This window comes from Ktedonospora formicarum, assembly GCF_016587355.1.
In the GTDB taxonomy this organism is placed as follows: Bacteria; Chloroflexota; Ktedonobacteria; order Ktedonobacterales; family Ktedonobacteraceae; genus Ktedonobacter; species Ktedonobacter formicarum.
The window spans coordinates 1,468,254-1,493,791 of record NZ_BNJF01000002.1 but is presented as its reverse complement, the minus strand read 5'-3'; the positions used below and the strand labels follow the sequence as shown (position 1 = coordinate 1,493,791).

At 50.7% G+C, this 25,538-nt stretch carries 21 protein-coding genes and 1 pseudogene; 8 read left to right on the top strand and 14 right to left on the bottom strand.

Features of this window, described 5'->3' with window-relative positions; translation table 11 throughout:
• Positions 1 to 279: 279 nt before the first annotated feature.
• Positions 280 to 1,692 carry a tryptophanase gene (locus K3T82_RS25300; protein WP_220196327.1) on the top strand — a complete coding sequence of 471 codons (1,413 nt, stop codon included), beginning with the start codon at positions 280 to 282 and terminating at the stop codon, positions 1,690 to 1,692.
• A 334-nt stretch (positions 1,693 to 2,026) separates the two neighbouring features.
• Complete coding sequence (locus K3T82_RS25295; protein ID WP_220194907.1) at positions 2,027 to 3,424, top strand: hypothetical protein; 1,398 nt, start codon at positions 2,027 to 2,029, stop codon at positions 3,422 to 3,424.
• Between the two features lie 52 nt (positions 3,425 to 3,476).
• On the opposite strand, the gene K3T82_RS25290 is transcribed toward K3T82_RS25295, so the two are convergent.
• Genes K3T82_RS25290 through K3T82_RS25280 form a run of 3 tightly spaced genes read right to left on the bottom strand, consistent with a single transcriptional unit; the run spans position 3,477 to position 4,942 of the window.
• Positions 3,477 to 3,812: a GNAT family N-acetyltransferase gene (locus tag K3T82_RS25290; RefSeq protein WP_220196326.1), complete on the bottom strand. Its 336-nt coding sequence runs from the start codon at positions 3,810 to 3,812 to the stop codon at positions 3,477 to 3,479.
• The gene (locus K3T82_RS25285; protein WP_268886677.1) at positions 3,800 to 4,423 is read right to left on the bottom strand and encodes a HEAT repeat domain-containing protein; all 624 of its coding nucleotides are present in this window, start codon (positions 4,421 to 4,423) and stop codon (positions 3,800 to 3,802) included. The genes K3T82_RS25290 and K3T82_RS25285 overlap by 13 nt, the downstream gene beginning before the upstream one ends.
• A gap of 36 nt (positions 4,424 to 4,459) precedes the next feature.
• Positions 4,460 to 4,942: a HEAT repeat domain-containing protein gene (locus K3T82_RS25280; RefSeq protein ID WP_220196324.1), complete on the bottom strand. Its 483-nt coding sequence runs from the start codon at positions 4,940 to 4,942 to the stop codon at positions 4,460 to 4,462.
• On the opposite strand from K3T82_RS25280, the pseudogene K3T82_RS25275 reads away from it, so the two are divergent.
• Positions 4,935 to 6,109 (top strand): annotated as a pseudogene (locus K3T82_RS25275) (serine/threonine protein kinase). The gene K3T82_RS25280 and the pseudogene K3T82_RS25275 overlap by 8 nt on opposite strands.
• A 469-nt stretch (positions 6,110 to 6,578) precedes the next feature.
• Here the strand turns inward: K3T82_RS25275 and K3T82_RS25270 are convergent.
• From K3T82_RS25270 to K3T82_RS25255, 4 genes are all read right to left on the bottom strand, one after another.
• Positions 6,579 to 8,825: a PAS domain S-box protein gene (locus K3T82_RS25270; RefSeq protein WP_220196323.1), complete on the bottom strand. Its 2,247-nt coding sequence runs from the start codon at positions 8,823 to 8,825 to the stop codon at positions 6,579 to 6,581.
• Between the two features lie 925 nt (positions 8,826 to 9,750).
• Entirely contained in the window at positions 9,751 to 9,915 is a 165-nt protein-coding gene (locus K3T82_RS25265; protein ID WP_220196322.1) for a hypothetical protein, read from the bottom strand.
• 43 nt (positions 9,916 to 9,958) lie between these two features.
• Positions 9,959 to 10,171 (bottom strand): hypothetical protein, encoded by a 213-nt coding sequence (locus tag K3T82_RS25260; RefSeq protein ID WP_220196321.1) that lies wholly within the window; start codon positions 10,169 to 10,171, stop codon positions 9,959 to 9,961.
• 261 nt (positions 10,172 to 10,432) lie between these two features.
• Positions 10,433 to 10,951: a pyridoxamine 5'-phosphate oxidase family protein gene (locus tag K3T82_RS25255; RefSeq protein WP_220196320.1), complete on the bottom strand. Its 519-nt coding sequence runs from the start codon at positions 10,949 to 10,951 to the stop codon at positions 10,433 to 10,435.
• 365 nt (positions 10,952 to 11,316) lie between these two features.
• Between K3T82_RS25255 and K3T82_RS25250 the strand changes: the two genes are divergently transcribed.
• Both K3T82_RS25250 and K3T82_RS25245 read left to right on the top strand, forming a co-directional pair.
• Positions 11,317 to 11,832 (top strand): MarR family winged helix-turn-helix transcriptional regulator, encoded by a 516-nt coding sequence (locus K3T82_RS25250; protein ID WP_220196319.1) that lies wholly within the window; start codon positions 11,317 to 11,319, stop codon positions 11,830 to 11,832.
• A 5-nt stretch (positions 11,833 to 11,837) separates the two neighbouring features.
• Complete coding sequence (locus tag K3T82_RS25245) at positions 11,838 to 14,150, top strand: FUSC family protein (protein WP_220196318.1); 2,313 nt, start codon at positions 11,838 to 11,840, stop codon at positions 14,148 to 14,150.
• A gap of 184 nt (positions 14,151 to 14,334) precedes the next feature.
• Here the strand turns inward: K3T82_RS25245 and K3T82_RS25240 are convergent, their stop codons facing one another.
• Together K3T82_RS25240 and K3T82_RS25235 are read right to left on the bottom strand one after the other, a co-directional pair.
• Positions 14,335 to 15,921, bottom strand: a complete 1,587-nt coding sequence (locus K3T82_RS25240) for an FAD-dependent monooxygenase (RefSeq protein ID WP_220196317.1) — start codon at positions 15,919 to 15,921, stop codon at positions 14,335 to 14,337.
• A gap of 196 nt (positions 15,922 to 16,117) precedes the next feature.
• Entirely contained in the window at positions 16,118 to 19,342 is a 3,225-nt protein-coding gene (locus K3T82_RS25235; RefSeq protein WP_220196316.1) for an NB-ARC domain-containing protein, read from the bottom strand.
• A 738-nt stretch (positions 19,343 to 20,080) separates the two neighbouring features.
• On the opposite strand from K3T82_RS25235, the gene K3T82_RS25230 reads away from it, so the two are divergent.
• Both K3T82_RS25230 and K3T82_RS25225 read left to right on the top strand, forming a co-directional pair.
• Entirely contained in the window at positions 20,081 to 20,458 is a 378-nt protein-coding gene (locus K3T82_RS25230) for a VOC family protein (protein WP_220196315.1), read from the top strand.
• Positions 20,459 to 20,934: 476 nt separating this feature from the next.
• A complete protein-coding gene (locus tag K3T82_RS25225; RefSeq protein ID WP_220196314.1) occupies positions 20,935 to 21,402 on the top strand; it encodes a GNAT family N-acetyltransferase in 468 nt (155 codons plus the stop codon).
• 66 nt (positions 21,403 to 21,468) lie between these two features.
• Here K3T82_RS25225 and K3T82_RS47825 read toward each other — a convergent pair whose 3' ends face one another.
• Both K3T82_RS47825 and K3T82_RS25220 read right to left on the bottom strand, forming a co-directional pair.
• Entirely contained in the window at positions 21,469 to 21,702 is a 234-nt protein-coding gene (locus tag K3T82_RS47825; protein WP_236031509.1) for an LLM class flavin-dependent oxidoreductase, read from the bottom strand.
• Positions 21,677 to 22,195 (bottom strand): LLM class flavin-dependent oxidoreductase, encoded by a 519-nt coding sequence (locus K3T82_RS25220; RefSeq protein WP_236031507.1) that lies wholly within the window; start codon positions 22,193 to 22,195, stop codon positions 21,677 to 21,679. Before K3T82_RS25220 ends, K3T82_RS47825 begins: the two co-directional genes overlap by 26 nt.
• Before the next feature lie 16 nt (positions 22,196 to 22,211).
• On the opposite strand from K3T82_RS25220, the gene K3T82_RS25215 reads away from it, so the two are divergent.
• The gene (locus K3T82_RS25215) at positions 22,212 to 22,484 is read left to right on the top strand and encodes a TetR/AcrR family transcriptional regulator C-terminal domain-containing protein (RefSeq protein WP_220196313.1); all 273 of its coding nucleotides are present in this window, start codon (positions 22,212 to 22,214) and stop codon (positions 22,482 to 22,484) included.
• Positions 22,485 to 22,695: 211 nt separating this feature from the next.
• On the opposite strand, the gene K3T82_RS25210 is transcribed toward K3T82_RS25215, so the two are convergent.
• The 3 genes from K3T82_RS25210 to K3T82_RS25200 all read right to left on the bottom strand — a co-directional run bounded on the left by K3T82_RS25210 (position 22,696) and on the right by K3T82_RS25200 (position 25,229).
• Positions 22,696 to 22,929, bottom strand: coding sequence for a zinc-binding dehydrogenase (locus K3T82_RS25210; RefSeq protein ID WP_307811149.1), 234 nt, complete (start codon positions 22,927 to 22,929; stop codon positions 22,696 to 22,698).
• Positions 22,930 to 23,201: 272 nt separating this feature from the next.
• The gene (locus tag K3T82_RS25205) at positions 23,202 to 23,822 is read right to left on the bottom strand and encodes a TetR/AcrR family transcriptional regulator (protein ID WP_220196311.1); all 621 of its coding nucleotides are present in this window, start codon (positions 23,820 to 23,822) and stop codon (positions 23,202 to 23,204) included.
• Positions 23,823 to 23,975: 153 nt separating this feature from the next.
• Positions 23,976 to 25,229 carry a cytochrome P450 family protein gene (locus tag K3T82_RS25200; RefSeq protein ID WP_220196310.1) on the bottom strand — a complete coding sequence of 418 codons (1,254 nt, stop codon included), beginning with the start codon at positions 25,227 to 25,229 and terminating at the stop codon, positions 23,976 to 23,978.
• Between the last annotated feature and the right edge of the window lie 309 nt (positions 25,230 to 25,538).

Sequence of the window (25,538 nt, the reverse complement as noted above, 5' to 3'; positions counted from 1 at the left end):
GTAAGGAAGAGGAAACCTCTTTTTAAGACATTAATCATTGATAGAAATATCGTATATATTGCATTAAAAAACTTACAGGTCGTATAATGTTTAAGCGAATGGTTGCTTGATATAAGAAGAAAGAACTCTACAATAGATCAAGCCAATCAGAGAAGAGAGTGAATTCATGTCAAAGGAGCAGAAATGAGCATGTGGCCTTATCAACAAGACTCATGCTCATCACCTTTTTTGGCAAAATAGGAATGACTCCCAATAGAGCCTTTCACATGAGAGGAAAGCATGGAAATACTTGATTTTCAGCCCAAGAGTTGGGTTGAACCTTTTCGCATTAAGACAATAGCGCCTTTACGGAAAATATCTTACGAAGAACGTTTATCCGCTCTGGAGCGCGCGAGCTATAATTTATTTATGCTTCGCTCTGAAGATGTATTTATCGATCTTTTGAGTGACTCAGGTACCAGCGCAATGAGCGAGAATCAGTGGTCAGCAATGATGAGAGGGGATGAGAGTTACGCTGGCAGCAGTTCCTTTTATCGTTTTGAAAAAAGCGTAAAAGATATTACACGCTTTATGCATATTATCCCAACGCACCAGGGACGATCAGCCGAACATATCCTTTTCAGTACTATTTGCAAGCCTGGGGACGTTATTCCTAATAATTTCCATTTTGATACCACTCAGGCTAACGTTGAGTCGTCTGGTGGTGATCCGCTCAACCTCGCTATTTCAGAAGCGAATTACCCTCACCTCGAACATCCTTTTAAAGGGAATATAGATCTGGAGCGGCTTCAGCAAACGCTTGAAGAGGTAGGAACAGAGCAAATTCCCTGCGTAATGCTCACAGTAACAAATAATGCGGTTGGTGGGCAACCGGTAAGTATGGCAAACATCCGAGCTGTTAGCGCTCTTTGCCGTAGCTATGGTGTCCCTTTCTTCTTAGATGCTTGCCGCTTTGCTGAAAACGCCTGGTTCATCAAGCAACGTGAAGATGGTTACGCTGACCGAACCCCATTAGAGATCGCGCAAGAAATGTTCCAGTATGCAGATGGCTGTACGATGAGCGCGAAGAAAGATGGCCTTACGAATATCGGTGGTTTTCTAGCATTAAATGATACCGAGCTTGCCGAAAAATGCAAACAAAAGTTGATCCTGATCGAAGGCTTCCCTACCTATGGCGGGCTAGCTGGTTATGATATGGAGGCTATAGCGGTCGGTCTCCAGGAAGTGCTCCAGGAAGACTATTTGCGTTACCGGGTAGAGTCGGTTGCTACGCTAGGGCAAAAGTTGCTAGATGCGGATATTCCAATAGTACGCCCTGTCGGCGGCCATGCAATCTTCGTTGATGCCAGCACAATGCTGCCTCACATTCCTCAACATCAGTATCCAGCGCAAGCTTTAGGTATCGCACTCTATCTCTCTGCCGGTATCCGCACAGTAGAACTAGGAAGTGTCGCCTTCGCTCGCAAGGATAGTGAGGGCCGAGAACAGGCCGCGCCTCTGGAACTCCTACGCCTTGCTCTGCCTCGTAGAGTGTACACACGCAGCCATCTGGATTATATCGCCGATGCCTTGATACATCTGAAACACAATGCGGCCCACATTCAGGGGGTACGCATTACCTGGGAACCAGAGCAATTACGCCACTTTACAGCTCGTTATGCCCTCTGTTTACCTTCAAACACAGAAGTATAGGCGTCAGCAAAAAGAAACCTCCTGCGAGAAACTGATAAAAGAAACATCAGTCATCTCACCAGGAGGTTTCTTATATAGTCATAGTATGCCCCCTCGATAGCAGAAAAGCAAGCAGGGCAACAGCTCTCAGAGGATGTAGCCTAGTGGCTTCATAGGATCTTGAGGCCCTTGCTGGTCACATATTGGATATCCTGCTCGACACCCATTTAGCCCCTTCATACCTCGCTTTTATTTTCTAAATTTTTCTTCACGCTAGTCCTGACAACCACTCATAAATCCAGGGAGGGTGCTAGAATCAAGAGAGAAACCAAACCAGAGAGAAAGGATGAGACACATGGAATGGAGAAGCACCTGGACGGACCCATTCCAAGCGTATCTGAAGCCATTCGCAAGCTTGATAAGGGATCGCAGGACGTGGCGGGCATTGCTGGAAACGGTGAAGGGGATCATCGCGAGTGGAAGTGTGATCGGCACTCGTATCGCAGCGTCTTCTCAAGAACTGAGCCAGAGTAAGAATGGGGCGCAACGGGTGTTGCGGATGGCCAAAGGAGAGAGTACCAAGCGCTCAGAGCTAGACGCTGAGGAGCTGACAGCACGCTTGCGGCAAGTGGGAGTGGGGCAGTTGCGGGAAAGCAAAGCGGACGAGGTGTGGTTCATTGCTGATGGCTCCGAGCTCTGTAAACCGTATGCGCAAGAAATGCCATATCTGATGCAGGTCCGCGATCAGAACAAGAAATTGGTGCCGGGCTACCGTACGCTCACCGTACTGGCAGTCACCCCAAAGCAGCGGGGGATTCTCTATCAGAAAGTGTTCAGTAGCGAGGAACCCGGTTTCGTGAGCGAACCCGCCGAAGTCCAAACCATGCTCATGACGGTGCATGAGGCAATGAAAGATGGCCAGGTGCAGTCTCAGGTGACCTGGGTGCTCGATAGTGGCTTTGACGATGTCGCGGTCTGGCGCACGATGTGGGAGCAGCAGGAACACGTGGTCTGCCGAGTCTGCCAGCGGAAGCGATTGGTCCAATGGCAAACAGAGTCAAAGGCCTGGAGCAAGGGGCCGTTACAGGAGGCAAGCAAACGGCTGAAGATGCTGGCAATGGTACGCACCAACATGGAGGTGCCCCTGGGGAAGCAGGCTCATCCCAAGCGGCAAGAGGTGGATGTGGAAATTTCGGCCTGCTCAGTTGGGCTCACCTATCACAGCGAGGTTCGTCGTCTGAGCCAGGAGCCAGATCAGATCCTGCCCAAGGATCTCTGGTTGGTGCAGGTGCGCATCCTCAATTGCCCGTGGGAGCCGTGGTGGTTGATCACCGACTGGCCGGCGGAAACCGAAGCCGAGGCCATGCGCATCTTTTGTATGTATCGGCAAAGATGGGGAGTCGAGGAGAGCTTCAAGTTTACCAAGACGTGCTTCGCCTGGGATGAGGTGCAAGTCCTTGATTGGCAGGCCATCAAGACATTGGTCGCTCTGGCTTGGGTTGCAGCAGGCTTTTTGTATGAGATGGGGGTGACCTTCTCCTGGGAAGAGGTCCAATTGCTCGCCAAACTCGGCGGATTTGTTCCCCATCGTGGTCGCTTTCCTGGCAAGATCGTCTTGTTACGCGGTCTGGCACGTTTGCTGGAGATGCTGGCCACTCAGGCCATTCTCTCGCGCTACGCTTCTGAGCATGGGACTTTGCCTCCCAAGATTACCGCTTTCTTACACGCTCTTTCTCCTCCCAACGAGTTATGATGGGATGTCAGATCCAGCCCCTTGACAATATTCACGTATGATGATCCCCTCATTAATGAATGTGCGGCAATGCTTGCCACCCATGAAGCTCAAGCTCCATATGGGCAAAGCTGTAGATCTTCTCATATCCTACGCGCTCTAGAAGGCGTTGGGCACGCCGGTTACGCTCGCTGATCCAGCTCACGCCCATGGTGACATGTACTCCTAACGTGGCTTCGGCAGCCCAGGATTCCGCTCGTTCCTCTGCGCACCATAAGAGATACCTGCCGAAGCCACATCTTGTATACTCTGGAAACAACCATACATTGGCGAAGAGCCGCACCTGCCCAGGACCTCTGACGCTGGCATAGCTCACGATGCGTCTATCTGGCGCACCTACAACCCACATATCCGCTTGGAGGTCAATAGTATGCTCCTGCCAGTGCCGTTTAAGGCTTTCTCTATCTGAGAGCAACTGCCCAAATCCACCATCTCCTGCACGTTCTGCACTCGCACGACCGCTTCCAGGTCATCCATTTTCACCGGGCGTACCCAGAAATCATCTGGTAGCATGCTTGCAACGATCATATTATTTCCTCTCTTTGTTGTCCTTAACCGCCAATTATGAAAAGCATTTGCCAACGCTGCCTGGGCAGCAGCTAGCTTCGCCGCCACATTCTTCCACCTCAGGCTGAGTTGGCGTTGTGTGACGTCTGAGCCTCTCAGGCGACTGCGCTCAGGTAAACGTGTGGTAAGCCGCCACAGGACTTCAGACCCCAGATGCCCGAGCAGATTCGATGCTTCTGTACGAACGGCTTCGCAGGAATCTTTGAGCGCTGAAACCACTGGTTCGATTGGAACTCGCTCCTTCTGTTTCCCAAGCACGCGTAACGCGGCAAGGCGAACATCTTCCTCCTTGTCCTGGAGAGCTACAACGACAGGTCCAAGAGCAATCGGCTCCTCTCGTTGCTCCAGGGCTTCCAAAGCCTCTTTACGGACCACTTCATCCTCATCATGCAGAGCTTCGAGAAAGGCGATTTCTGGAACTTTCTCCCCCTACATTTTCAATGCCCAGATGGCTTCCTGACGAACAGAGGCATCCTCATCTTCAAGGGCTCCAAACAGCGCCAGAGGGATCTCTGGAAGGCCAAGTCTCGCCAACACATTCACGGCTGCACGACGGACTGTTGGCACCCCATCCTCCTGAAGCGCGCTGATGATAGCCTCTTGGATGCGGTTGCGCAATTTATCTTCGAGGGAATCCATGGCTAGCGTTTTCCATGCTTGTATCACACTGGTACGCACTTCCCAGGATGGATCGTGCCGCAATTGTAGAAGAGTCTGAGGCAACCCTCGCCCTTCCAGGGCCTGCACTGCTGCTGCGCGCACAGCTGAAGAGATATCTTTCAGAGAAACGCGAAAGGCATCAATAACAGCCGGTGGCGCTTCATGGCCCTGGCATGCCAATACACGTATTGTTGTCACACGCTTCTCCCACTGGGGACTGGCGAGGTCTCGCAACAACGTATCTATGGACATAGTCAGCTCATTCTGTGGTCTTGGGGTAGGTGGGTTTGCGGAGGTCTATCTCGGCAAGCATATTCATTTAGACACGCAGGCTGCTCTCAAAATTCTGCATACCCGGCTCGCAGATCCTCAAGAGATCGAGAATTTTCGCAAAGAGGCGCGTACTATCGCTCAACTCCAGCATCCTAATATTATTCGGATTCTCGACTTTCAGATCCAGAACAACACACTTTCTTTGTAATGGATTTTGCTCCTCATGGCTCTCTGCGTGATCGTCATAAGCGTGGTGAACAGGTTCCATTCGAGGCGATCGTTACCTATACAAATCAAGCAGCTTCAGCTCTTCAATTTGCACACACGCACAAATATATTCATCGCGACATCAAGCCTGAGAATCTGTTAATTGGCTATCATCAGGAGATCCTCGTCAGTGATTTCGGGATTGCGGTTGTTGCTCAGAGTACGCATATGCCAACTGCTCAAGATATGGCTGGAACTGTTCCCTACATGGCTCCTGAGCAGATCCAGGCCCATTCGCGTCCCGCCAGTGATCAATACTCACTAGCCATTACTGTTTATGAATGGCTGACCGGAAGGCGCCCTTTTAACGGGACTTTCACCGAGATTGCTGTAAAACAGAGCACAGTTCCACCGCCTCCACCAAGCCAATTTGTGACAATTGCACCAGGAACAGAACAGGTAATCCTAAAAGCGCTGGAGAAAACGCCCGAACAACGTTTCCCAGATGTAAATGCCTTCGCTTCTGCGCTTGAACAGTCGCGCCTGGGCTATACCATCACATCCGTTCAGAGTGTGCCATCTGAAATCAAAAAGACGCAGCAGGTACTCGAACAAGTGAAAGCACCTCCCATGCCCAAGCTCGTTGAGCCTACTCACTCTGTAAATATCGAGACGCCTCTACAGCCAGCGTCAAGGACACCACCATATATTCTCCAGGCACCTCTACCGCCTCCTCAATACGCTATGCCCATGTATACACCTTATCAATATGCCCAGAACAATATGATGCCCTATGGAGCTGACAGCATCTATGCGTATCCGCCTATCCCTCAACAACAAACGCTGCTCCCCATACTACAGGGGGAAACCACGAAAGATGGATGCGCTCTGGATAGGTCTGTATGTTGTCGTGGGTTGGATCCTCTACGCCTTATATGAAATCGCGGCCCATATTTCCGAGTTATTGGTTGTCACATGTCTCTCACCCGTAGTAGCAATTGTGCCATTTCTCTGTGAATTATTGATACGAGGCATTGTCAAACTTGTATCCAGGTTTGTACGAGGAAGAACAGTAGCCTGAACATCTTACGCATAATATCTTCTGGGTCCTCCATTCCCTCAGTTTGTCATACCCAGGTTTTCATAGCCCCCCTTTCCACACATCTATCACAACTGCTATGGTAATCTGATGCTTCCTTTACGGTAATATAAAGTCAAGCCCGTTCAACAAAGGTAGGAACAAGCAATAACTTGCTCTAGTGAACAGTTGAACATGCCAGAGAAAGGCACGATCTTCCATACGGCTCGACCGATTACGAAAGCTTGCGCTTCTCTGGCAGTGCTCCGGAGAAAGCATCTAACCACATCTTATAGTTCGCATGCTCAAAGGTTATATGCGCAAAACGTCTTATTGGTGTGCCTTCGTTTCCTTCCTTGAAGCATCTGAGAAGGGAAGGGTAAACCAGAATGTGGCTCCTTGCCCAGGCACACTCTCAATCCCTACTTGTCCGTGATGTTGGCTAATGAGTTGGTGACAGATATAGAGGCCTAACCCCAAACCTGTTCTCCACCCTCGCTGCACTTGCACATTCGTTACTTGATAAAAACGATTCCAGATGCGATGTTGCTGCTCCTGAGTGAGGCCGGGACCATGATCCTGTACCCATACCCGAACCATATCTCCATCCAGATCCAGTCCCACCCGTACTGATTCAGTCTCCGGGGAGAATTTGAGCGCATTGGTGAGATAGTTCCCCAGGACTTGCTGAAGCCGATCCCTATCTGCAGTGACCATAAGATGATCCAGTTCTGGCAACACCAGAGTTATCAACCTTGTAGGCTGAGCCGCTTGCTGATCATGCACCGTTGCCGAAACCACCTCAATCAGATCACACGGAGCCAGGGCCAGTTCCAACTTACCTTCCTGAAGTCGAGAAACATCCAGCAAGTCGTTGATGAGCCGATTCTGCATTCGCAACGATTGCTGACCACGACCAAGCATCAACAACACATCTTCCAAAATTTGTAGTTGTGTTTCGGAGAGTGATTCATTCTGATTGAGGAGACGAATGAGTCGGCGCTGGGCCATTTGCACATTACCTTGCAGGGAGGTAAGTGGTGTCTTGAGTTCATGGGTCACCACACCGACAAAAGCATCTCGCTCTTGTTCAAGGGCTTTGCGCTCAGAAATGTCACGCGCAATCGACGAGGCACCAATAATCGTTCCTCCGCGATCCGTGATAGGAGAAATCGTCACCGAAACGGGAACAAAACTGCCATCTTTGCGCACGCGAGTGGTTTCAAAATGCTCAACGTGCTCTCCCCGCCGAATATGCTCCATAATTGATTGAAATTCATCTTGATGGCCTGGCAGAAAGAGTATTGTAACTGGCTTTCCGATGATTTCCTGGGCGCTGTAGCCATACATTCGCTCGGCAGCAGCATTCCAACTGGTAATAATCCCGTCCAAATTCTTGCTAAGAATGGCATCATCCGAAGAGGTAACAATGGCAGCCAGATAGAGTGAATCCGCTTCTGCCGATTTATACGCTGTCATATCGCGCAGATTACATTGCATCATCTCCTCGCCCTGGACCTCAAAGAGGGTCGACACCCATTCGATGAAACAGGGCTTCGCATCCTGGAATGGGCATGCCATTGTCCCCATATGTACCAATCGTTCCTCTTGTACACGCAGCAAGAACTTCTCCTGCGTCGCCTGGTTGTCAAGCAACCCAATTTGCCAGAGGGCAGACCCTACAACCTGTTCGTAGGCCATTCCTAATAAGTGAAAGAGCGTAGGATTTGCATCGATAATACGACCACTGCGAGGGTCAACGAGCAAAATCCCATCAGTAGAGGCTTCAAAAAGGCGACGATAGCGCTGTTCTTTAAAGGCCAGGTGTGCCTCAATAGCTTGATGTTTCACGCTCTCAGTCTGCAAAGTGCGGTTTTGCTTTGGCAATAAGCTCACTGCCTGCCTTTGCTCTGTTGTGGTGGCATGGTGAAGATCGTGCTCATCTGGAAGGACATGAGTCTTCAGTTCACGCATCTGAAGGAACGATTCTCTCTGTTCTTGTCCAGTAAAAAGTGCCAAGGGATAGGCGCACAACAGCGAAAAGGAGTGAGTACCAATGCTATGAAGGTTATTCCAGAGGGCTTCTAGTTCAAGAGCAGCCTTCGGCTTGCCCTGCTGCCAGAGCAGTGTCACCATCTCACCAAAGATACGAACATGAGAGTGCCTCTTCCCAAGCTGAGAAATCAAACCGTCGATAAAGCTGGTGAAGCGCGTAGGATCAGGCGATCCCTCAATCGAAATATGGGTAAGGACCTCAGCCGCATCGAGAGCAATATAAGACCCCTGAGCATGAACCATGCTCAAGTCAATACCATCTGTCTGTAGCCGTTGGGAAAGGGCTTGCAAGTGGTATGAGGTCGCCAGCACCAGACACGCAGCCCCGCTCGTAAGCCCTGTCCTAACGAATGAAACTACAGTATCGAGAAGAAAGGCATCAGTTTCATAGAATTGAATTTCATGTTTGCCTAAACGCAGCCTCTCCCATGCGAAGCGCAAAACAGGCTGCTCAGCTACCACACTCTGTAATAATCTCTCTTCATATTCTTGTGGTGGCACATCTTCTGGTGAATGTTTCATATGGATTATCTCATCCTTTAGTCACTGAAGCGAGAAACGCTGACTCAAATTATTCCCACAGAATCAGGCACGATAGCTCTTATCAACAAACCAATGATTTTGAAGCTCAATGCTGCGCCCATCTGCTTAAGCAGAAATAAAATAGCGTTTACTAACTACTCTCTAGAGTTTGTTAGGAAGGCTCCAGGGTAATTTTGGTAAAACTTCAAATTCTTAGGAGAAAAGGAGGTTAGCTTACTACGGCTTAGAAATCTCCAAAGGGCAGCTTCAATATAGAGCATAAATATCTCACTCATCAAAATAGAACCTTTCACATGGAGATGATATAGATAAATTAACGCCTCTATCTGTGTGACGTAACACATATTTCTAAAAACAACGTAGCACACAAAATAGCAAGACCTGAAAGGGCTCGCCTCGAAATGTCCTCTTAGTAATACGGTTGACGGGGTGCAATCCGATGGAATAGTATCAATAGTTCTTCTATCTCAACAATATTTCTATCCATTACAAGGGGAATAGATTGGGTTGGCAAAAACGCAGATTCTCACGATAGAAAGGATTGCAAGTGTCTGCATGTACAACACGGCAAATGAGTTCACTTCTAGACCAGAGAAGCACTTGCCTCCGCGTGACAAATCACAACATCGGTTCCATTCAAGAGACTGCTGGTAATCTTGAAGTGAAGAGCGTTGACCGCGATAGGGACATTGACCGGCGCATTGGTTACCCTGATCGAGCGTAGGTATGCGATCCACTTATCGTTAACGTACCATCAGAATTCGTCGTGATGGTACTGGGGCTTGTCGTACTATCGCCCCAGTCAGTGGATGACACTATCTGTTCCGGAGAGAATGCCCCCCATGTGATCTTGCACGGCGTAAAAGACATGTTGTGCCAAAAAAGGTGATTCTTGTTTTAACCATTATTTCCTAAATGCTTCAAGCGATGTTTTCTCATAGATAATGTCATGCCCTAAGATGTTTGAAATTTCTGCACACGCCTCAGGGTAAGTATATTCTTTGGGGCCAAGCAGTGAGTAAGCTTTCCCTGCATGGGCTGAAGAATGCTCGAAAATGGTCACAATCATGTGAACTTGATCCTCTGCTGCGATTGGCACGTGCTTGCTTTCTTCAAAGCGAGTAGAAAAATAGGCGCAGGGTGCGTCGTGTATCCGCCTCCGGCTCTTTTTCCGCTATACCAGGCTCCTGAAAATAGAGTGCGAAGTTAAAGGCGTTGCCCGACCATTGCTTGAGTAATCGGGTGTGGGCTGGTAGATGCTGTTCATAGGGAATATTAAGACTACCATCGCGGAAATGCGCTCTGGATAGAGCCGTGCGCATCACCAGACGATGTTCGCTCCCCAATCGTTGGCGATAAGCACCACCTTCTCCTCTTCTAGCGCATCTAGCATACCTACGATGTCGGCCGTCATATTCAGCATGCTATAGCTCTCGATGGCTTGCGGAGCATTGTAATGTGGCCCATAAATTCGCCAAATAGGGGATCAAGGATAAGCCTTGGTGCGAAGATCGAACATCGCCGCGTTCCATCGGTTGAGGCAGAACGCGGCTAATGCATGTCGCGTGGCGCGGCAAAGCAAGTAGTTAAAACTGGTAGCGGGTTTGGCCGAGGCCTATGGCGAATGCGAAGACTTTCCTGAGTTTGACGGAGAACACAAGGTTCGAATCTGTGAGAACTCTTTGTTCGTCTTCATCGTAGAGATAAAAATAACCGTTGCGTACCTGGTATGGCCAGTCTCCATCCCACTTGGTCGCCCACACCGAGGCTAAGCGTTCGAGCGCGTCCTGGTCGGTGATCTGCACGGCGTCGCCCTCAACCACCACGGAGAGCCCTTCTTTCTGGTTGCTACCGGTCGTCAGAATAACGTGCGGGTTTCCACGCAGGTTGACAGTCTTTTGTGCGGCGTCGGTAGCGGTAAAGTGGATGGTCCCGTCGTGCCACACGGCCACGAGCGGCGTGGCGTGAGGGCGACCATCGGCTCGCACCGTTGAGAGACAAAAGAGATCGGCTGTTTCCAGCACCCGACGAGTCTCCTCCCATGGCGTGCCCCCTCTGCTTGGTACACCGTGTTGGGTGTCGGGTGTCGTGATAGGTTCGTTCATCTAAGAACTCCTTTCAATCGTTCCGTTTCTCTCGCAGGAAGAGAGAAGATATCAATCCATTCTCTTTGCACGCAGGAAAGCTGGAAAGGCCAAAAACGACGCGATGCCTCCAACGGTCAAAATAGCCTGCGAAGGTACCTCAATCAAAAGCGCATCCGTTGCGCATCCCGTGTGAAATTCAATGAGAAATACTGAGCCAACATTTCTCTTCCATGCTATTTCCAGTACATCTCGTGGCAAGCAACTCGCTCCCAATAGCTAGTGGAACATTCTATACCGCTGCCTTGACATTCAGTATATTGTTTGTGTAGCATATATTTAGCTAGACAAAATATTTGTGAGAGAATTGAAAGGCGGATAGCACGATGGCTCCTTTTCCACCACCCTCTTCGACTACCCTTGCCCAGGAGTTACTTGATCTTCTTCCGAGACTCCTTAGACGCATGCGTATTGATACACCCATTGCCCAAGAGGAGGCTGGCGAACCAGAAACATGGCACGATATCACAGAACTACGCGCTGCATCCGGACAGGTTTCCCTTTTAGGGTTCCTCGTTAAACAGGAACACGCGACGATGCAAAGCCTTGCGCAATATCTTGCAGTAACTCCCGCGACGGTGACTATGATGGTCAAACGCCTGCTCACACAAGGCTATGTGGAACGGCAGCGTGATGAGCATGATTGGAGGCTTGTCTGGGTGACACCAACCGAGCGAGGACGACGAGCCATTCGCGCTTACCAGCAACTCCGCCAGGCTTCGTTTCAGCAGCGTTTGGCACAATTAACAGATGAGGAACAGCAGCACTTGTGGGCAGCCCTCCCCGCCCTCCATCACTTAGTAGCAATCGATATCTCCGCGAGTTCTGGAAAGGGAGAATAACAAGCATGTCCTGGCTCACACAACTCTATTTATCCTTTCTCTCATCATTGCGAGCTGCGACCAGGGATGTTTTACACGTCAACAGACACGACATCTGGTACAGCTTGCGTGTCCTCACGGTGATCCTTGTCCCTCTCCTAGTCAGCGGTCTCTTTCCTCACCTTCCTGGCTTCCCTGATAACACCGTTTTTTTGGAGCTGGGGGCTTTTTTCACGATGCTTGCCATTCCCGATGGAAGCTATAGCAGACGGGCACGCATCATGGGGCTTGGAGTCTGTCTTGAAGCCGGCGCCTGTATCGCTGGTACCTTGCTTGGCAAGCAGGCGCTTCTATCTGCGGTCGTGGTAGTTTTCTGGGCATTCGGGACAGGCATGCTCACTGCCTTTGGGAAAGCAGGCGGCAAGCTGGGGTACATAACAACGGCCTGTTTCGTGATTGCTCTTGCCTCCCCTGCGAGTCTACCGCTGGCAGGACTCCGTTGCGCGATCCTGCTCTCTGGTGCCGTCTGGGCTATGGTGTTGCATCTGTGGGTCTGGCCTATCAGAAAGTATCAACCTCTCAAGCAGACTGTTGCTCGCTATTACTGCGCATTACAAGCAGTGCTGACTACTCTCCATCTCAGGATTGTTGGTAACGCGCAGGGAAACGAGCGCCACACCGAGGAGTTCTGGAAGCAGCGTACCAGCCTACAAAACATACGCAAAGAGGCTCACCAAATCTTCGATGAGGTCCATTGTGGGACCAATCCAACGGCCCAGCGGCTAGCATTCTTCTTAGGGCAGGCAGATGCGCTCTTCAATGTGGAGATCGCGTTTGCTGAGAGTCTGAGAACTTTCCCACTGCAGCACGCTTCTCCTGTTGTGCAAGAGACGCTTATGCAGGCAAGCGCTGTTCTAAAACAGACGCTAACATATCTGTCTCAGGCGATCTGGTCGGGACAATCGGGAAGGAGAAAAAACGGTCTTACAAAGGCACTCCAGGATGTGGTCGAGAAGCTGGCGGAGGCTGGTGCTCTTCCCACCGAAGAAAACACTGACGCCCAGGCACAAGCACATCTACTGCATCTGTTGCATCTCTTAAAACAACTTGTCACACTCTGCCAGAGGAGCTTGACCGCGATGGATACGGCCATCCCCAAGGCACCAGTAACTCAAGTGAGACAACGCCCATCCTTACGAACCATGCTAGCGAACGCCTGGCACACACTCGCTAACCATCTAAACACTCGCTCACGCATTGTACGCTATGCCCTGCGTTTGAGTATTACCATCTCGATCGCAACTGCTCTCTTTCTCTTCTTGAGGATTCCGCATGGGTACTGGATGGCTATGTCAGTTCTCATTGTGCTCAAACCTGATTTCCACACAACCCATCAGCGTACTCGACTGCGTCTTGGCGGAACAATTGCCGGCGGGATATTTGCTGGGGCATTGTCTCTGATCGTGTACCAACAAGGGCTGCTCCTCCTGCTGATAGCCTTGCTTTGTTTTCTCGCATTTCTGGTCCGTTCACGTCATTACGGCATATATGCATTTTTCTTGTCTTCCTTTCTGATATTGTCTCTCGACATCGCCCATCCTGGGAACTGGACCGTGGCCCTGATCCGCATCGCTAGTAATCTAATAGGCGCGGCACTGGCGTATCTTTCGATCTACCTGCTCTGGCCTCGCTGGGAAAAGAAGGGACTACCCGATCAGGTAGGTAGTGCTCTGGCTTCCATCCGACACTTTTTCCATGGTGCGATCAGCCTGTATATTCTCCCATCATCTTCCCCAATGAACATGAGAGAGCTACGCCTCGTTGCCAGTCAGGAATGTACAAGAGCGATACACTTACTGGAGCGCCTCTCTCTCGAACCGTGGTCCTCGCCGGATGATTTAACGCGTTATGCGATCCTGCGTCTGTCTCTGCGGCAACTCTGCGAGAGTATCATCGCTCTCTCTCACCTCCTCTCTCCTGCGAGGAAACCCTATCAGACGCTGCCGGATGCCGCAAGGCTCCCGGCTCAGATTGAGGAGGCACTTGAGAATATAGAGGATGCTATACGGCGCGGGTGTTTTCCAAACGATATTCTCCAAGTTCAAAAACGTCTGCTGGCGCTACAGGAAACGCTACGTGGGATACAGACGGTACAATGCAATGAGCAGTCTCCACAGCTACCTCATCATGAACTGCCGGTTATGCCCGCGCCTCTTCTAGGTGTCTACTTACCGTTTCTAGTACAGACTCTCAGTGAGCTATCCCTGGCAGGCAACAATCTCTCAAGGGAAGAGAGGCAAGAAAATCATCCATCTTATGCTGAAGCAAGAGGGCAATGAATGGTCAGCATACATGTTATCACTTTGTCAGACTAGCTTTAACACCCTTTCAAACAGGATGGAAGGAGGTATGCACGGTTTCCTCATAACTGTGCATACTTACGGCCACGGATGTTTGAGAACTTTGAGGGTCGTTGGCAATCTGGCCAGATCTTCTTGGCTCTACTGATAATGGCGGTTCACATCAATGACCGACAATCTCTTGCAGATACAAGAGAATTGATCCAAACTCAGAACGCTCTCCTGTGAGACCGATGTATCCATCAGGACGAACAAGGATCAGCGCATCTCCGTGAACGCCATAAGCGCGATGAGCATGCCCTTCGCTATCAATCAGCGTTTGGTGAGAGGCAGTGGCCGTGTTTCCTGGACGGGTTATGGTATACATGCGCAGGTTGTTCTGATACGCTGAGGGAAGTTGCGGCAAGGGCTGCTTCCCGAAGGCAAGCAGGGTGAAATGCGTGCCTTGGAATACATCGAAGAGACGAATGTGCTCTCTCCTCTTCTCATGCAGGCATGGGGCATCGGGAGCACGGTCTCCGGCGCGAATGTCTGTTGTGGTGGTCCTATTCCAGGATAGCGTACTTTCGCGGTAATGGATGCCCAACTGCGTCGTATCACTGAAAGCATCCTTCCCCTCAAGTCGGTTGGCAATACTATGCACGCCTGCGGAATTCCCCTCAGCATCGGCCTGGCCCCACGATTGGAGACGGATGGTGGTGGTGGTGAGAAGCTCGCGCGCAACTGGGAGCCGTTCGGCCTGATAGGTCTCCAATAAGGTGTCTGGAGCGCCCCGCAAAGCAAGAGCGAGTTTCCACCCCAAATTGTAAGCGTCCTGAACGCCCGTGTTCATACCTTGCCCACCAGCGGGCGAATGGACATGAGCAGCGTCACCCGCAAGAAAGACCCTGCCTCGGCGATAGCTATCGACCATACGAATATTGACGTGGTAGATTGAGAGATAGGTGGGATTGCTGAAACGGACGCCAGGCTTGCCTACGCGCTCGTCAAAGATGGTCTGAAAGGTCTCCACGGTAGGAGTTGAAAAGACGCCATGCTCGTCGGGCGTGATAGGCGCGGTAAAAAACCAGGTATCGCTCCGAGGCATTGGGGAAAGCGAGAGCAGCCCTCGTGTCGGATGCGTCCAGAAATGACAACGGGTAGCATCCAGCCCGTCGACATGCAGGTTGCCGAACAAGGCGAACCGTTCTTCCCAGGTCGCACCCAGAAACGAAATGCCCGCCGACTTGCGAACTGCGCTCCCTCCTCCATCGCACCCAACCAAATAGCGAGCGCGAATCTCCTTGACCGTTCCAGCATGCTGCACGGAAGCCACCACGTGATCCTCGTACTGTGTGAAGTGGGTGAACGTGTGATCCAGTTCTACGTGAAGTCCAACTGCTTCCAGACGCTCGCGCAAGATGGCTTCGGTGTGCTGCTGGCTGATATTGAGGTCACCAGGATAAGGGATCGTGGGCGTTTGGGGCGTTTGGGGGACGAAGACCTCGCGAACCACGTTCCCATTGCGGTCATAGAAGCACCAAGGCAGGGGGACCTCGGTAGCGGCTGAAAGTGCGTCGACGACCCCTAGATCCGCAAAGAGTTCCTGTGAACGCGGACTGATGCTCCGGGCGCGCGTCCCGATAGGATAGTTCTCGGCCCGATCAATAATGCGGCAGGACACACCACGCCGGGCAAGATCGATGGCGAGCGTCATGCCCACTGGTCCTGCACCAACAATAAGGACATCGATGAGAGATATCTCAGTCATAGAGAAGTTATTCCTTCTGTGCTGTTTTCTGTGTCTCGTTTCACTAGCAGGAGTCTCTCACATGTGAGAGACTGCGCTCGACCCAACTATGATACTGGTGGACAGGCCAAAAGAATATATCAAGACGCTATCATCTTTGTGAAAATGATCGTGTTACCCAAACTCTAAGTGGGCGCTTGGCGAGCATAAGAAATCGTTAAAAGTGTGCAGGCAAACTGTGCAGAAAGTCACGTATAGCTTTTGCCTGCACATGGTGCATCTGTTCAAATAGCACGAGAGCCATCTTACCCTCAGAGCGAGCTTCTTCATACTGATGTTTAGCTCTGGCAACAAGGGCTAATCCCATATGGGCGCGAGCCATGCATTCTTGGAAATCGTGGGGGATCGTGTGTATCACCATTTCAAATTGCTCTTGTGCCTGAGCATAATCTTGTTGCTGAAGTGCATACTTCCCCCAGGCCAGGAGGGCCTCTCCCTGTAATTGGGGCATGTCCAATGTGTTTGCCAGAACAAGTCCTTCTTGCAGAGAGCTATGTGCGGTACTCAGATCGCCATCTTGCAAGGAGGCAATGCCTAATAAAATCAGGCTTTCACTACAAAAAGCGCTATGCTCAATGTGACGAGCTTGCTCCAGTGCATGCAGAAAGCGCGAACGAGCCAATTGCAAATGCTCTTGTGCCAGTGTCAGCCGTCCCTGAGCCATGAGAAACTGGCATTCACTATGCGTTCTGGTCCTTTCAGCAGTGTGCGTTTCCGCCTGTTGAAGAGCATCCCGTGCGGCCTCAAAATCACCTATTTTGATCGCAACCAGGCTGATTTTGAGCCTGATCCAGAAGAGCCATCGCTGTAAATTCAGGGCAGATGCCTGTTCTAGTGCTTGTCCATAGAAGCTGTTCGCCTGGGTATATGCCCCTTGAAGAAAAGCGATTTCTCCAAGGCGGTAGTTGTGGATTGCCCGGTTATCAGCAAATTTGTGTGCTTCGATGATGAGAGATGCTTTATCAAAGAGAGCATGTGCGTGGTTGAGTTCTCCCTTATGAGTATAGAGCACGCCCAGATTCTGCAAGACCATGACAAAATGATACGCATGTGCGGTGTGTCCCTTTGCCAGATGGTAGGCTTTCAGCAAATTCGCTTCAGCTGTTCTTAGATCTCTCCGATTGAGTCCAAGCACGCCGCGATCGGCGTAGTAGAAGCTCAGACGGGCATCTCCCAGACGTTCTGCTGTCGCAATGGTTTCCTCGAAGCAACTCGCTGCCTCGGAAAAGCGGTCCTGCTGGGCAAATACTGATCCCAAGTGGGATAAAAGCTGAAGGCCTTCAGAGAGATCATGGTTTTGGAGCGCTGTCAGCCCTTCCCGCAGAATCTGTTCCGCCTCCAAATAGTTCCCATGCTCGCGAAAAGCCACACCGAGATGATCAGCAAGACGTGCCTGAACAATCGCATTCCTACTGAGGCGCGCATACGCATAGGCTTGTTGGAGCAAGGGGAAGATCACATCATATGGAACATGAGAATGCAGATAACGAGTGAGATGGAGAATCACTTGGATATAGCATTCAGGTTCATGGAATTGCTGGGCTATCTCCAGTGCGGTAAAGATGATATGGCTCTCCTGATCTAGCGCACTCGTATGTTCCTGATGCTGCTCGACGTACTCCATCACATAGCGGATGAGATGCCTTTCCGCTTGCTGTTTCTTGCTCGGGCGTTGTTTGGTTCGGGCATAGTCGGCGATAGTCTGGTGGAGGTAATAACGTGTGTCTTCGCACACCTCAACCAACCCTATGTCCACCAGACGATCCAGGGTGCTCTGAGTTGATCTGGTGACAAAGAGGGCAGCCTCTTCGGAGAAACTATGTGGCTTCGGTGGAAAAACGGAAAGAGCGGTAAGTGCCTGCTTTTCGGCTGCCGTCAATCTGGCCTCACTGAGTTGAATCATCGTTTGCAACGTCAGGGGTGTGCCTACAGGCAAACGTGCGTCCGGCTCGAGACCAAGTTGTAGACGTTCTGAAGCGTTCTGTAGGCGCGTTAAAGTGGTAGAGAGGCGGCGTGGCTGGTGGTGGCGCGTCTGCACGGTGATATGTGTGCCCATGAGTTTGAGGGCCAATGGCAATCCTCCCGATGCCTGTACCAACTTGTTGAGAATTTCCTGGTTAACGTCGCGCAGAACAGGCGCACACTGGGTCAGGAACTCAATACTCTGGATTCGATCCAATTCAGAGAGGTGGATCGAATCCAGAATCGCAAACTGCGACGCGACTTCTCGAAGTCGCGTCGTCAGCAGATAGACACAGCATGGTCCACCAATTTGACAGGCCAGAGCATCCTCAAGGGTCCAGGCATCATCCAGGATGATAAGCAGGCGTCTCATACCTATGGCGTCCCGCAAGACCTCTCTCCATTGCTGGCTGCTCTTGCGAGAGCCTCCCTCACGGTTGATGCCCAGCAGCGTACTCCAGCGGCTGAGGAGCGCAGGAATATAGGGCTGTGGTCCCAATTCTGCCCAGAGTACGCCTGCTGGGAATGCCTGCTGGATTTGTTTCTCATTCACCAACGCTGCGGCCAAAGTTGTCTTGCCGACGCCAGGCAAACCGGTCAGTGCAAGTCGCATACCGTCTCCATTCTGGCAGTGCTGAACAATCTGTGCGAGTATGGCTTCCCGACCAATGAGGCGAGGCGTTTGGAGCAGCTGGAGCGGGGTTGCAGGATCAGAAACAGGCCAGAGGGATGTGTGGGTTGTGGGCACGATCGCAAGGGGTACCTGCCGGAGCAGGCCGAGTTCCGCTTCACTTTTATTGAAGAGCTGGCAAAGCTTCTTGCGATAGGCTGGCCCTGGAAAAACAGTGCCGTTCTCCCAGCGTGCCACCATATAAGTGTAGGGAACCTCCAGAAGATCCGCAACTTCCTGTTGAGACCAGCCATGTTCCAGGCGAGCACGCTTGAGGCCAACATTTGGTTCTCTGCGCTGCGGCGGCTTGTTTTTCAGTGCGATCTTGGTTGGTTGCTTCCTAAAAATTGCACGTGTATCTCGCTGGGATGTCCTTCGTATCTTCGGTCCCTGAAGAAGATCAGCTTTGTTGGGGAGAGTTGATGTTTCTTTGTTCCCAAGCACTTTTGCCGTTTCCTCTAAGCGAGCCAGAGAAAGATTGCTTGTTTGCCCAAGATATTTCTTCGCGACACGCTGCCCCTGACGACGATAAGCATACCAATAGTAACGATTGGGTGTTCGCGCCTCTCGGTGCAGATTCAGAGAATCAGATATTCCTCGGAAGGAGAACGAAGCGTGCGTATCAAGCCAGGAAAACCAGAAAGGTTCATCAGAGGATGTGAGCAGATAACAATGCTGATCCTGCTCAGAAAGAAGATATGCCTGATGTTCTGGTGACCAGGCAAGAGTTGCAAGCGGAATTTTGGGCATCGTCTTATCTCTATTGTCCTTGTGTTTCCCAAATCGCAATCAGGAACAAGCTGCTGCTCCTCGGCATGTTGTATCTCACTCATAGGACAATCTCATTTTAAAGTAATTCTATCCGGCCTTCAGTGTACCACAAGAGGAGAATGCAACCGATAGGGACTATCCAACCAGTTACCCGTCGAATGAGTATGTGAAACATCCAAACGGTTATTCTCTGAATGGCTGGTCAAGTTTTGCTAGCAGTGGACTTCTGGGTGGAGGCGCTTGAGTCGCGCTGCTTTGCATTGTCTTAGAGCCCCACCTTGTAAAAAGCCGCGCTCGCCAATAATGTATGAGCAAATGGTTTGGAAAGATGATTTGGGTCTATAGAAGGATCTTTCTATGAAGGCAGGTTTTCTCTTGGATCAGGCAAGCCACCACCATACCAACCTCACCCATTAAGAAATGCGCTCTTTTGTTTTCTCGACGAATGGAGCCTCTCCTCTTCTCTACATATGCATCTCTTCTTGATGTCGACCTACCGCAATAAGTGAGCCGCCATCCTGATTCCACCCTTTATCCTAATGGATGAGGTCTAGTCATTTCGACTTCGTTTCTAGCTGGGAGGAAGAGGGCAGGCACCGCCCGTAGTGCGTCTGCCATTTGCTCTTACCTGAGTGAGGATGGTATCATAGAAATAGCGTCGCGTGTCGATGGCGGACAACGCCAGACATGGAGGCGCTATACTGTGAAAGGACAGACATGTCTGTTAGATTCAACCACACGATCATTGCCACCCGAGATCGGCACATCTCGGCGACCTTCTTCACGCACCTCTTTGGCCTTCCTGAACCAACCACCTGGGGACCATTCGTCTCTGTCAGGCTGGACGAGGGCGTCTTTCTCCAGTTCGCTGAACCAGGCATTAACGACATCCAGATGCAGCATTACGCCTTCCTCGTCGATGACCAGAGTTTCGACGAGATCTATGCGCGTATCCTCCAAGATGGGATCGAACACTGGGCCGATCCCCAGATGACCCTGCCCGGTCGCATCAATACCAATCATGGTGGACGGGGCATCTACTTCCTCGACCCAACTGGGCACGGCTTAGAAATCTTCACCCGTCCCTATGGCTAGGGCACTTAATGGACAGAGAACACAGCGCTTCTTGTCCTGTATCACTGGTTGACAGCACTTCAAACTTTTTCTGTATCCAGCTTTCTCTGCATGTAGAGAAAGCTGGGCATCAAAGATACTGGGAAAAGACAAGTTTCCATCCCATATCTTTTCGATCTGTTGAAGAACTAGCAGAAAAATGGAAGACGCTTGTTCATAAAAATCGACTCATCAATGGTGAAAAGATATGTGTCAGAGTCTGCCCATTCTTCCTCTAAAACAGTGAATTACACAATGAAAAGTTATGAGCCGATTGCGGAGTTGGACAGCTTTGCTGCTGGGATCGAACGGACAGGTGGAAGGACAGATTACGAAATTGGAACTCATTAAGCGAAGTATGTATGGTCGGGCAGGCCTTGATGTCCTTCGGAGACGGATTCTTCTCTCACTGGCGCCAACTTCAACAACACGATCGAACAAGCAAAAAGGAGAGGACCATGATCCACAGAATCCATCTTCAAGACGTGCAGCAAGCCAAGCAATTGCTTGAAGTGCAACGGGCTGCCTACTTTGTCGAAGCAGAACTGATAGGTTCTTTTGCCATTCCAGCTTTGCATGAAGACCTCCAAGCGCTTCAACGGTGCGATGAAACGTTCTATGGCTATTGGGTCAATGAACGCTTGGTAGGAGCCATCTCGTACAAAAAAGCGTCTGAACTTCTTGATATTCACCGTTTAGTCGTTCATCCTGCCTCTTTCCGTCGAGGGATTGGCAAGGCGTTGGTCCAGTTTGTTGAACATGCAGAGGAGGACATGGAAAGGGTGATTGTTTCAACAGGAACGAAAAATCTTCCAGCGAAACAGCTGTATACCCAGCTCGGTTTTGTCGAAGTTGGGGAAAAAGAAGTCATTCCAGGGCTCTTCATTACTCTTTTCGAGAAAAAACGATTCTCAAAGGCTTCGTAGATCGACGACCATTTCCGTTCAAACCACAGCGATTGAGTCACCTCTGGCAGCGATTTAGCCTGTGTTTCACCTGAGGAGCAACTCCTGTACGCCTGCTTCCTCGTACGCTGCTATACGCTTGCGGATCATCGCAGGACCACCAATCAGTGCAGCATTGCTCATATAGGCTCTTGTTGCCTCAGGAACTTTTGCCTGGGCCTGCTCATCAGTATCCCCTAGAATACAGGTCGTTCCTACTGTGCGATGAATACTTTGATAGTCGCGTCCAACAGTCTCACAATGCCGTTTGAGGATCGCCATACAAACTACAGGCAGCCCCGTACTGCGCCACCAGTTTGAGCGTCACTTGCTCGCCACCACCAGCAATGAGCAAGGGGATGTGAGGCTGCTGCACCCCTTTGGGCTGATTGATGGCGCCATTCACCTGATAGTATTTCCCTTCAAATGTGGCCTCTTCCTGCGTCCACATACGTAGGAGAATCTGGACCGCTTCGCGCAATTGGCCAGAGCGAATAGAGGTCGGAGGAAAATCAGAACCATAATAGGCACGAAACTGAGCAGCAAGTAAAGGAGAGCCTGACCCAATTCCCAACGTGAGCCAACCATGACTCATCACATCAACGGTGCTTGCCATTTTCGCCAGCAGCGCAGGATGACGAAAGACGTTGTTGGTGACCATTTGACCGATACGCACACGGCTGGTATCACGTGCCAGTGCTGCCGTCGTGGTCCAGCACTCGAAGAGAGACTCTTGTAAAGGTTGTGAGGCTCCAGAAGCATCACCAGACCACAAGACATCAGAAATCCAGATGGCGTTGAACCCTGCTTCCTCAGCGGGCCAGGCAACGAAGGCACTGGACCGATTAAGTGCGTACCTTCAAGAACTTGATCGCCAAGGGATATTCCACGTTCCCGATCCTCGCCTTTCAGCGCAGGCTTTTTTAGCCTTGCTGGAAGGGCAGATCATCGAGCGAGCACGTCTGGGAGTAGGACCTGCTCTTACGAGTGAGAAGATGGGGCATCATATTGACGCCTGTGTTACCTTGTTTCTTACGGCCCATCAAGTCAATCGTCCTGATTGAGCGCTTTTTCATCTCAACTCCCAAAAGATGCATGCGCGCAGGCGAGAGGGGTTGCGTGATAGGTGCAGAAAGCTCTGACGGAACACTCCCACTTGTTCGGTTTAGTCTAAACATCAAAGCGTAGTGTAAGCTGTGCTGTTCCGAAAATCGTTCTTTGCGCCAAAAGCCGGGGATTTTCGAGCAGGATTTGCGGAATATGGGGCTTGAGGGACTATGCATGTATTTCGTGCGCTTTGTATGCTTCTGCCAGTGGGTAAACCATCGAAATCTCGACACGCACACGTCCTGTAACGATGAGCTTGCCAATCTCAGCGAGTTGCGCCGTCGTGGGGAGCAGGAGAACCACATCCTGAACGATCAAAGAAGCCGAAACTGTATGCGACGTCGAGTAATGACCCCAGGTCGTTGAAATCAGCGTGCCACTGCGTTTGAGCACAGAGAGCAAGCGATCCTGTTCTCACCACCCACCGTATCAATGACCAGATCAACATCATGCGCAACCTATTCCACTGACGTGGTGGTATAGTCGATAATCCACCGTTCTTGAGCAAAAATCGCGGCATGTTTTGGATGAAACTCTTCTGCGGAGGCAGGAAAACACCCTGGTTTCCTTTGCAGTGGGTCCATCGGATAAACAGGCATATAGACGGCTTGGAAAGCCGTCTATATACATTCGATCATTCGATTTGCCTCCACCAGCATTTCCAATGATAGAACTCAAGAGCAAAGTGCGTTGCGCAAGAAGGCCAGCAACGTCTCAACTTCAGCAGTGTATCCACTTGGTGAGCGTACTCCATCGCCCATGGGACGCACAAGCGATAAATACAATATGCCGATATAGTGAGCCAGTTTCTCCACAGCAATATCGGTGCGCACTTCCCCACGCTGCTGCCCATAGGATACAAGCGCCTGGAGCATATCAAAGAAACCGGTACGATTGGTCACTGCATTCATGGTTGACTGCGGAGAATAAAACTCCTGCCGCAAAGCCTGCTCGATATCCGGGTGCGTTAATATTTGCTCGCCAATCTTCAGGAAGAGAAAACGGAGCACATCGAGCATCTCTGGTTGTGTCTCCAGATATTTGTGTACTGCAGGTTGAACATACTGCTCATAGAGATCGCCCGCAAAGGGGAGCAGGAGCACCATTTTGGTCGGGAAATAATTAAACAATGTGCCACGACTCACTTCGGCTTTGACCGCGACCATATCCATGGTAGTCCGCTCATAGCCAACCTCGCGAAATAGCGTGCGAGCAGCCTCCACAATTTGTCGAATGGTGCGTTGTTTGTTACGCTCACGTAAAGGCAAATGACCCATATCACGTTTTGCCTCCATACCCTTTCGTCTCCTCTCTCCAACGGACAATTCCATACACCACAGCCAAAATAGAGAAGAGCGAGCATGGGATGGACATAGGCCATCCCAGTCTCGCCTCCTCAGTAGGCAAGCGGCTCTGACGCCACTATTCTATCATTTGTAGCGGAAATGTTAAAAAGCAATCGGGAGGCTGGTCAGCCCACGTACGTTGAGCGCGCCATGCCACGTAATGGCTTCGCGTGGTACAGCGAGGCGCGCGTTTGGCAGGCGTCGCAGCAAAGTGGTAAAGGCAATATCTCCTTCCAGACGCGCCAGAGGAGCGCCCAAGCAGATATGTATCCCTTGTCCAAAAGCCAGATGACGATCAATACGGCGTGCCAGATCCAGTTCCCCCGCGTCTGTGAAGTGTCTCTCATCGCGGTTGGCCGAGGTTAAAACCGGAATCAGAATATCTCCCCGCGAGATGTGTTGTCCACCGAGTTCAACATCTTCCATGGCCCGACGTGGCACAGGGGTTAGCACCGGCCCAGTAAAGCGCAACAATTCCTCGACTGCCATGGGAACAAGGCTCAGATCTGCTCGGAGCTGTGCCAACTGCTCTGGATGATCGAACAAAGCCAGCATGCCGGTCCCGATGAGATTCGATGTTGTCTCATGTCCGGCTACAATCAACAAACCAATCATCGATAAGAGTTCCGGCTCACTCAGACGATCCCCTTCCTCCTCGATCTGGATCAGCTGGCTGATGAGGTCGTCCTGGGGCTGGCGGCGTTTTTCCGCGATCAGTTGAACGATATATGCATTATATGCGCGAAGTTTTTTTGCCCGCTCGGCAGCTCCTTTCTCATCCAGAATAATCGGTCCCCCATCTATGAGCGCCCGGGACCCCTCGCGAAGCACATCCCAACTGTCGTGAGGCACGCCCAACATGTTGGAAATGACGTTAATAGGCAGAGGAAAGGCAAAATCCTCAACGAGGTTCATCTTGCCCTGCCCCTCAACCCGATCGAGCAGCGTATCAGCAATCTGCTGAATACTTGGGCGCAACTCCTGGATATATCTGGGAGTAAAAACCTTGGAAACTAGCCCACGCAGACGTCGATGGTCCAGACCGTCGACGCTCAACATAGATTGACTAAAAATGGTAAAACCGGCATTTTCCGCCTCTCCCCTCCGCTGACCCACCACATTGTCTTCTCCAACTGGAGGGGTGACAGTGAAACGCTTGCTATCTTTCAAGACCAGAAGTGATTCTTCCATACGCGTAATCATCCAGGCTTTCTGTCGTCCACCAGTTGGAAAAGGAGCCGGTACCACAGCTCCCCTCACGCGCATTTGTGCGAACAGGGGAAACGGATCATTCAAAAGCTGTGTCCCAAAAAAGCTTGAAGATGGTGTTTCCGCTGCGTCAAACTGCATAGCCATCAAGATATCTCCATTTTTTTGAATGAGATCTATTTTTATATTATCATCAAACTTATACTTAGTATATATTTTTTGCGAGAAGATTGTCAAGTACCTATCTCATGGTGGATGTCATTCAAATTTTTGTGGAGAAAGACACAACAAGAAAAGGGGCATGTTCACGTAAGTGCTGGGCTTGCCCCGCTTAAGTCCTTCCCACTCGAAAAAGCAACAAGCAAGAGGTTTTGCATCAACGGATGCCAACAATAATAAGCAGTAAACAAACAAGCGGTGGTAAGCCTAGCATGTACTTTATTATTTTCTCTTTAT

Excerpts from the sequence above, each read along its gene's own strand:
- K3T82_RS25300 (WP_220196327.1), top strand. The coding sequence starts at position 280 with ATGGAAATACTTGATTTTCAGCCCAAGAGTTGGGTTGAACCTTTTCGC.
- K3T82_RS25295 (WP_220194907.1), top strand. The coding sequence starts at position 2,027 with ATGGAATGGAGAAGCACCTGGACGGACCCATTCCAAGCGTATCTGAAG.
- K3T82_RS25290 (WP_220196326.1), bottom strand. The coding sequence starts at position 3,812 with ATGTGGGTTGTAGGTGCGCCAGATAGACGCATCGTGAGCTATGCCAGC.
- K3T82_RS25280 (WP_220196324.1), bottom strand. The coding sequence starts at position 4,942 with ATGTCCATAGATACGTTGTTGCGAGACCTCGCCAGTCCCCAGTGGGAG.
- K3T82_RS25270 (WP_220196323.1), bottom strand. The coding sequence starts at position 8,825 with ATGAAACATTCACCAGAAGATGTGCCACCACAAGAATATGAAGAGAGA.
- K3T82_RS25265 (WP_220196322.1), bottom strand. The coding sequence starts at position 9,915 with ATGATTGTGACCATTTTCGAGCATTCTTCAGCCCATGCAGGGAAAGCT.
- K3T82_RS25255 (WP_220196320.1), bottom strand. The coding sequence starts at position 10,951 with ATGAACGAACCTATCACGACACCCGACACCCAACACGGTGTACCAAGC.
- K3T82_RS25250 (WP_220196319.1), top strand. The coding sequence starts at position 11,317 with ATGGCTCCTTTTCCACCACCCTCTTCGACTACCCTTGCCCAGGAGTTA.
- K3T82_RS25245 (WP_220196318.1), top strand. The coding sequence starts at position 11,838 with ATGTCCTGGCTCACACAACTCTATTTATCCTTTCTCTCATCATTGCGA.
- K3T82_RS25240 (WP_220196317.1), bottom strand. The coding sequence starts at position 15,921 with ATGACTGAGATATCTCTCATCGATGTCCTTATTGTTGGTGCAGGACCA.
- K3T82_RS25235 (WP_220196316.1), bottom strand. The coding sequence starts at position 19,342 with ATGCCCAAAATTCCGCTTGCAACTCTTGCCTGGTCACCAGAACATCAG.
- K3T82_RS25230 (WP_220196315.1), top strand. The coding sequence starts at position 20,081 with ATGTCTGTTAGATTCAACCACACGATCATTGCCACCCGAGATCGGCAC.
- K3T82_RS25225 (WP_220196314.1), top strand. The coding sequence starts at position 20,935 with ATGATCCACAGAATCCATCTTCAAGACGTGCAGCAAGCCAAGCAATTG.
- K3T82_RS47825 (WP_236031509.1), bottom strand. The coding sequence starts at position 21,702 with ATGGCGATCCTCAAACGGCATTGTGAGACTGTTGGACGCGACTATCAA.
- K3T82_RS25215 (WP_220196313.1), top strand. The coding sequence starts at position 22,212 with ATGGCGTTGAACCCTGCTTCCTCAGCGGGCCAGGCAACGAAGGCACTG.
- K3T82_RS25205 (WP_220196311.1), bottom strand. The coding sequence starts at position 23,822 with ATGGAGGCAAAACGTGATATGGGTCATTTGCCTTTACGTGAGCGTAAC.
- K3T82_RS25200 (WP_220196310.1), bottom strand. The coding sequence starts at position 25,229 with ATGGCTATGCAGTTTGACGCAGCGGAAACACCATCTTCAAGCTTTTTT.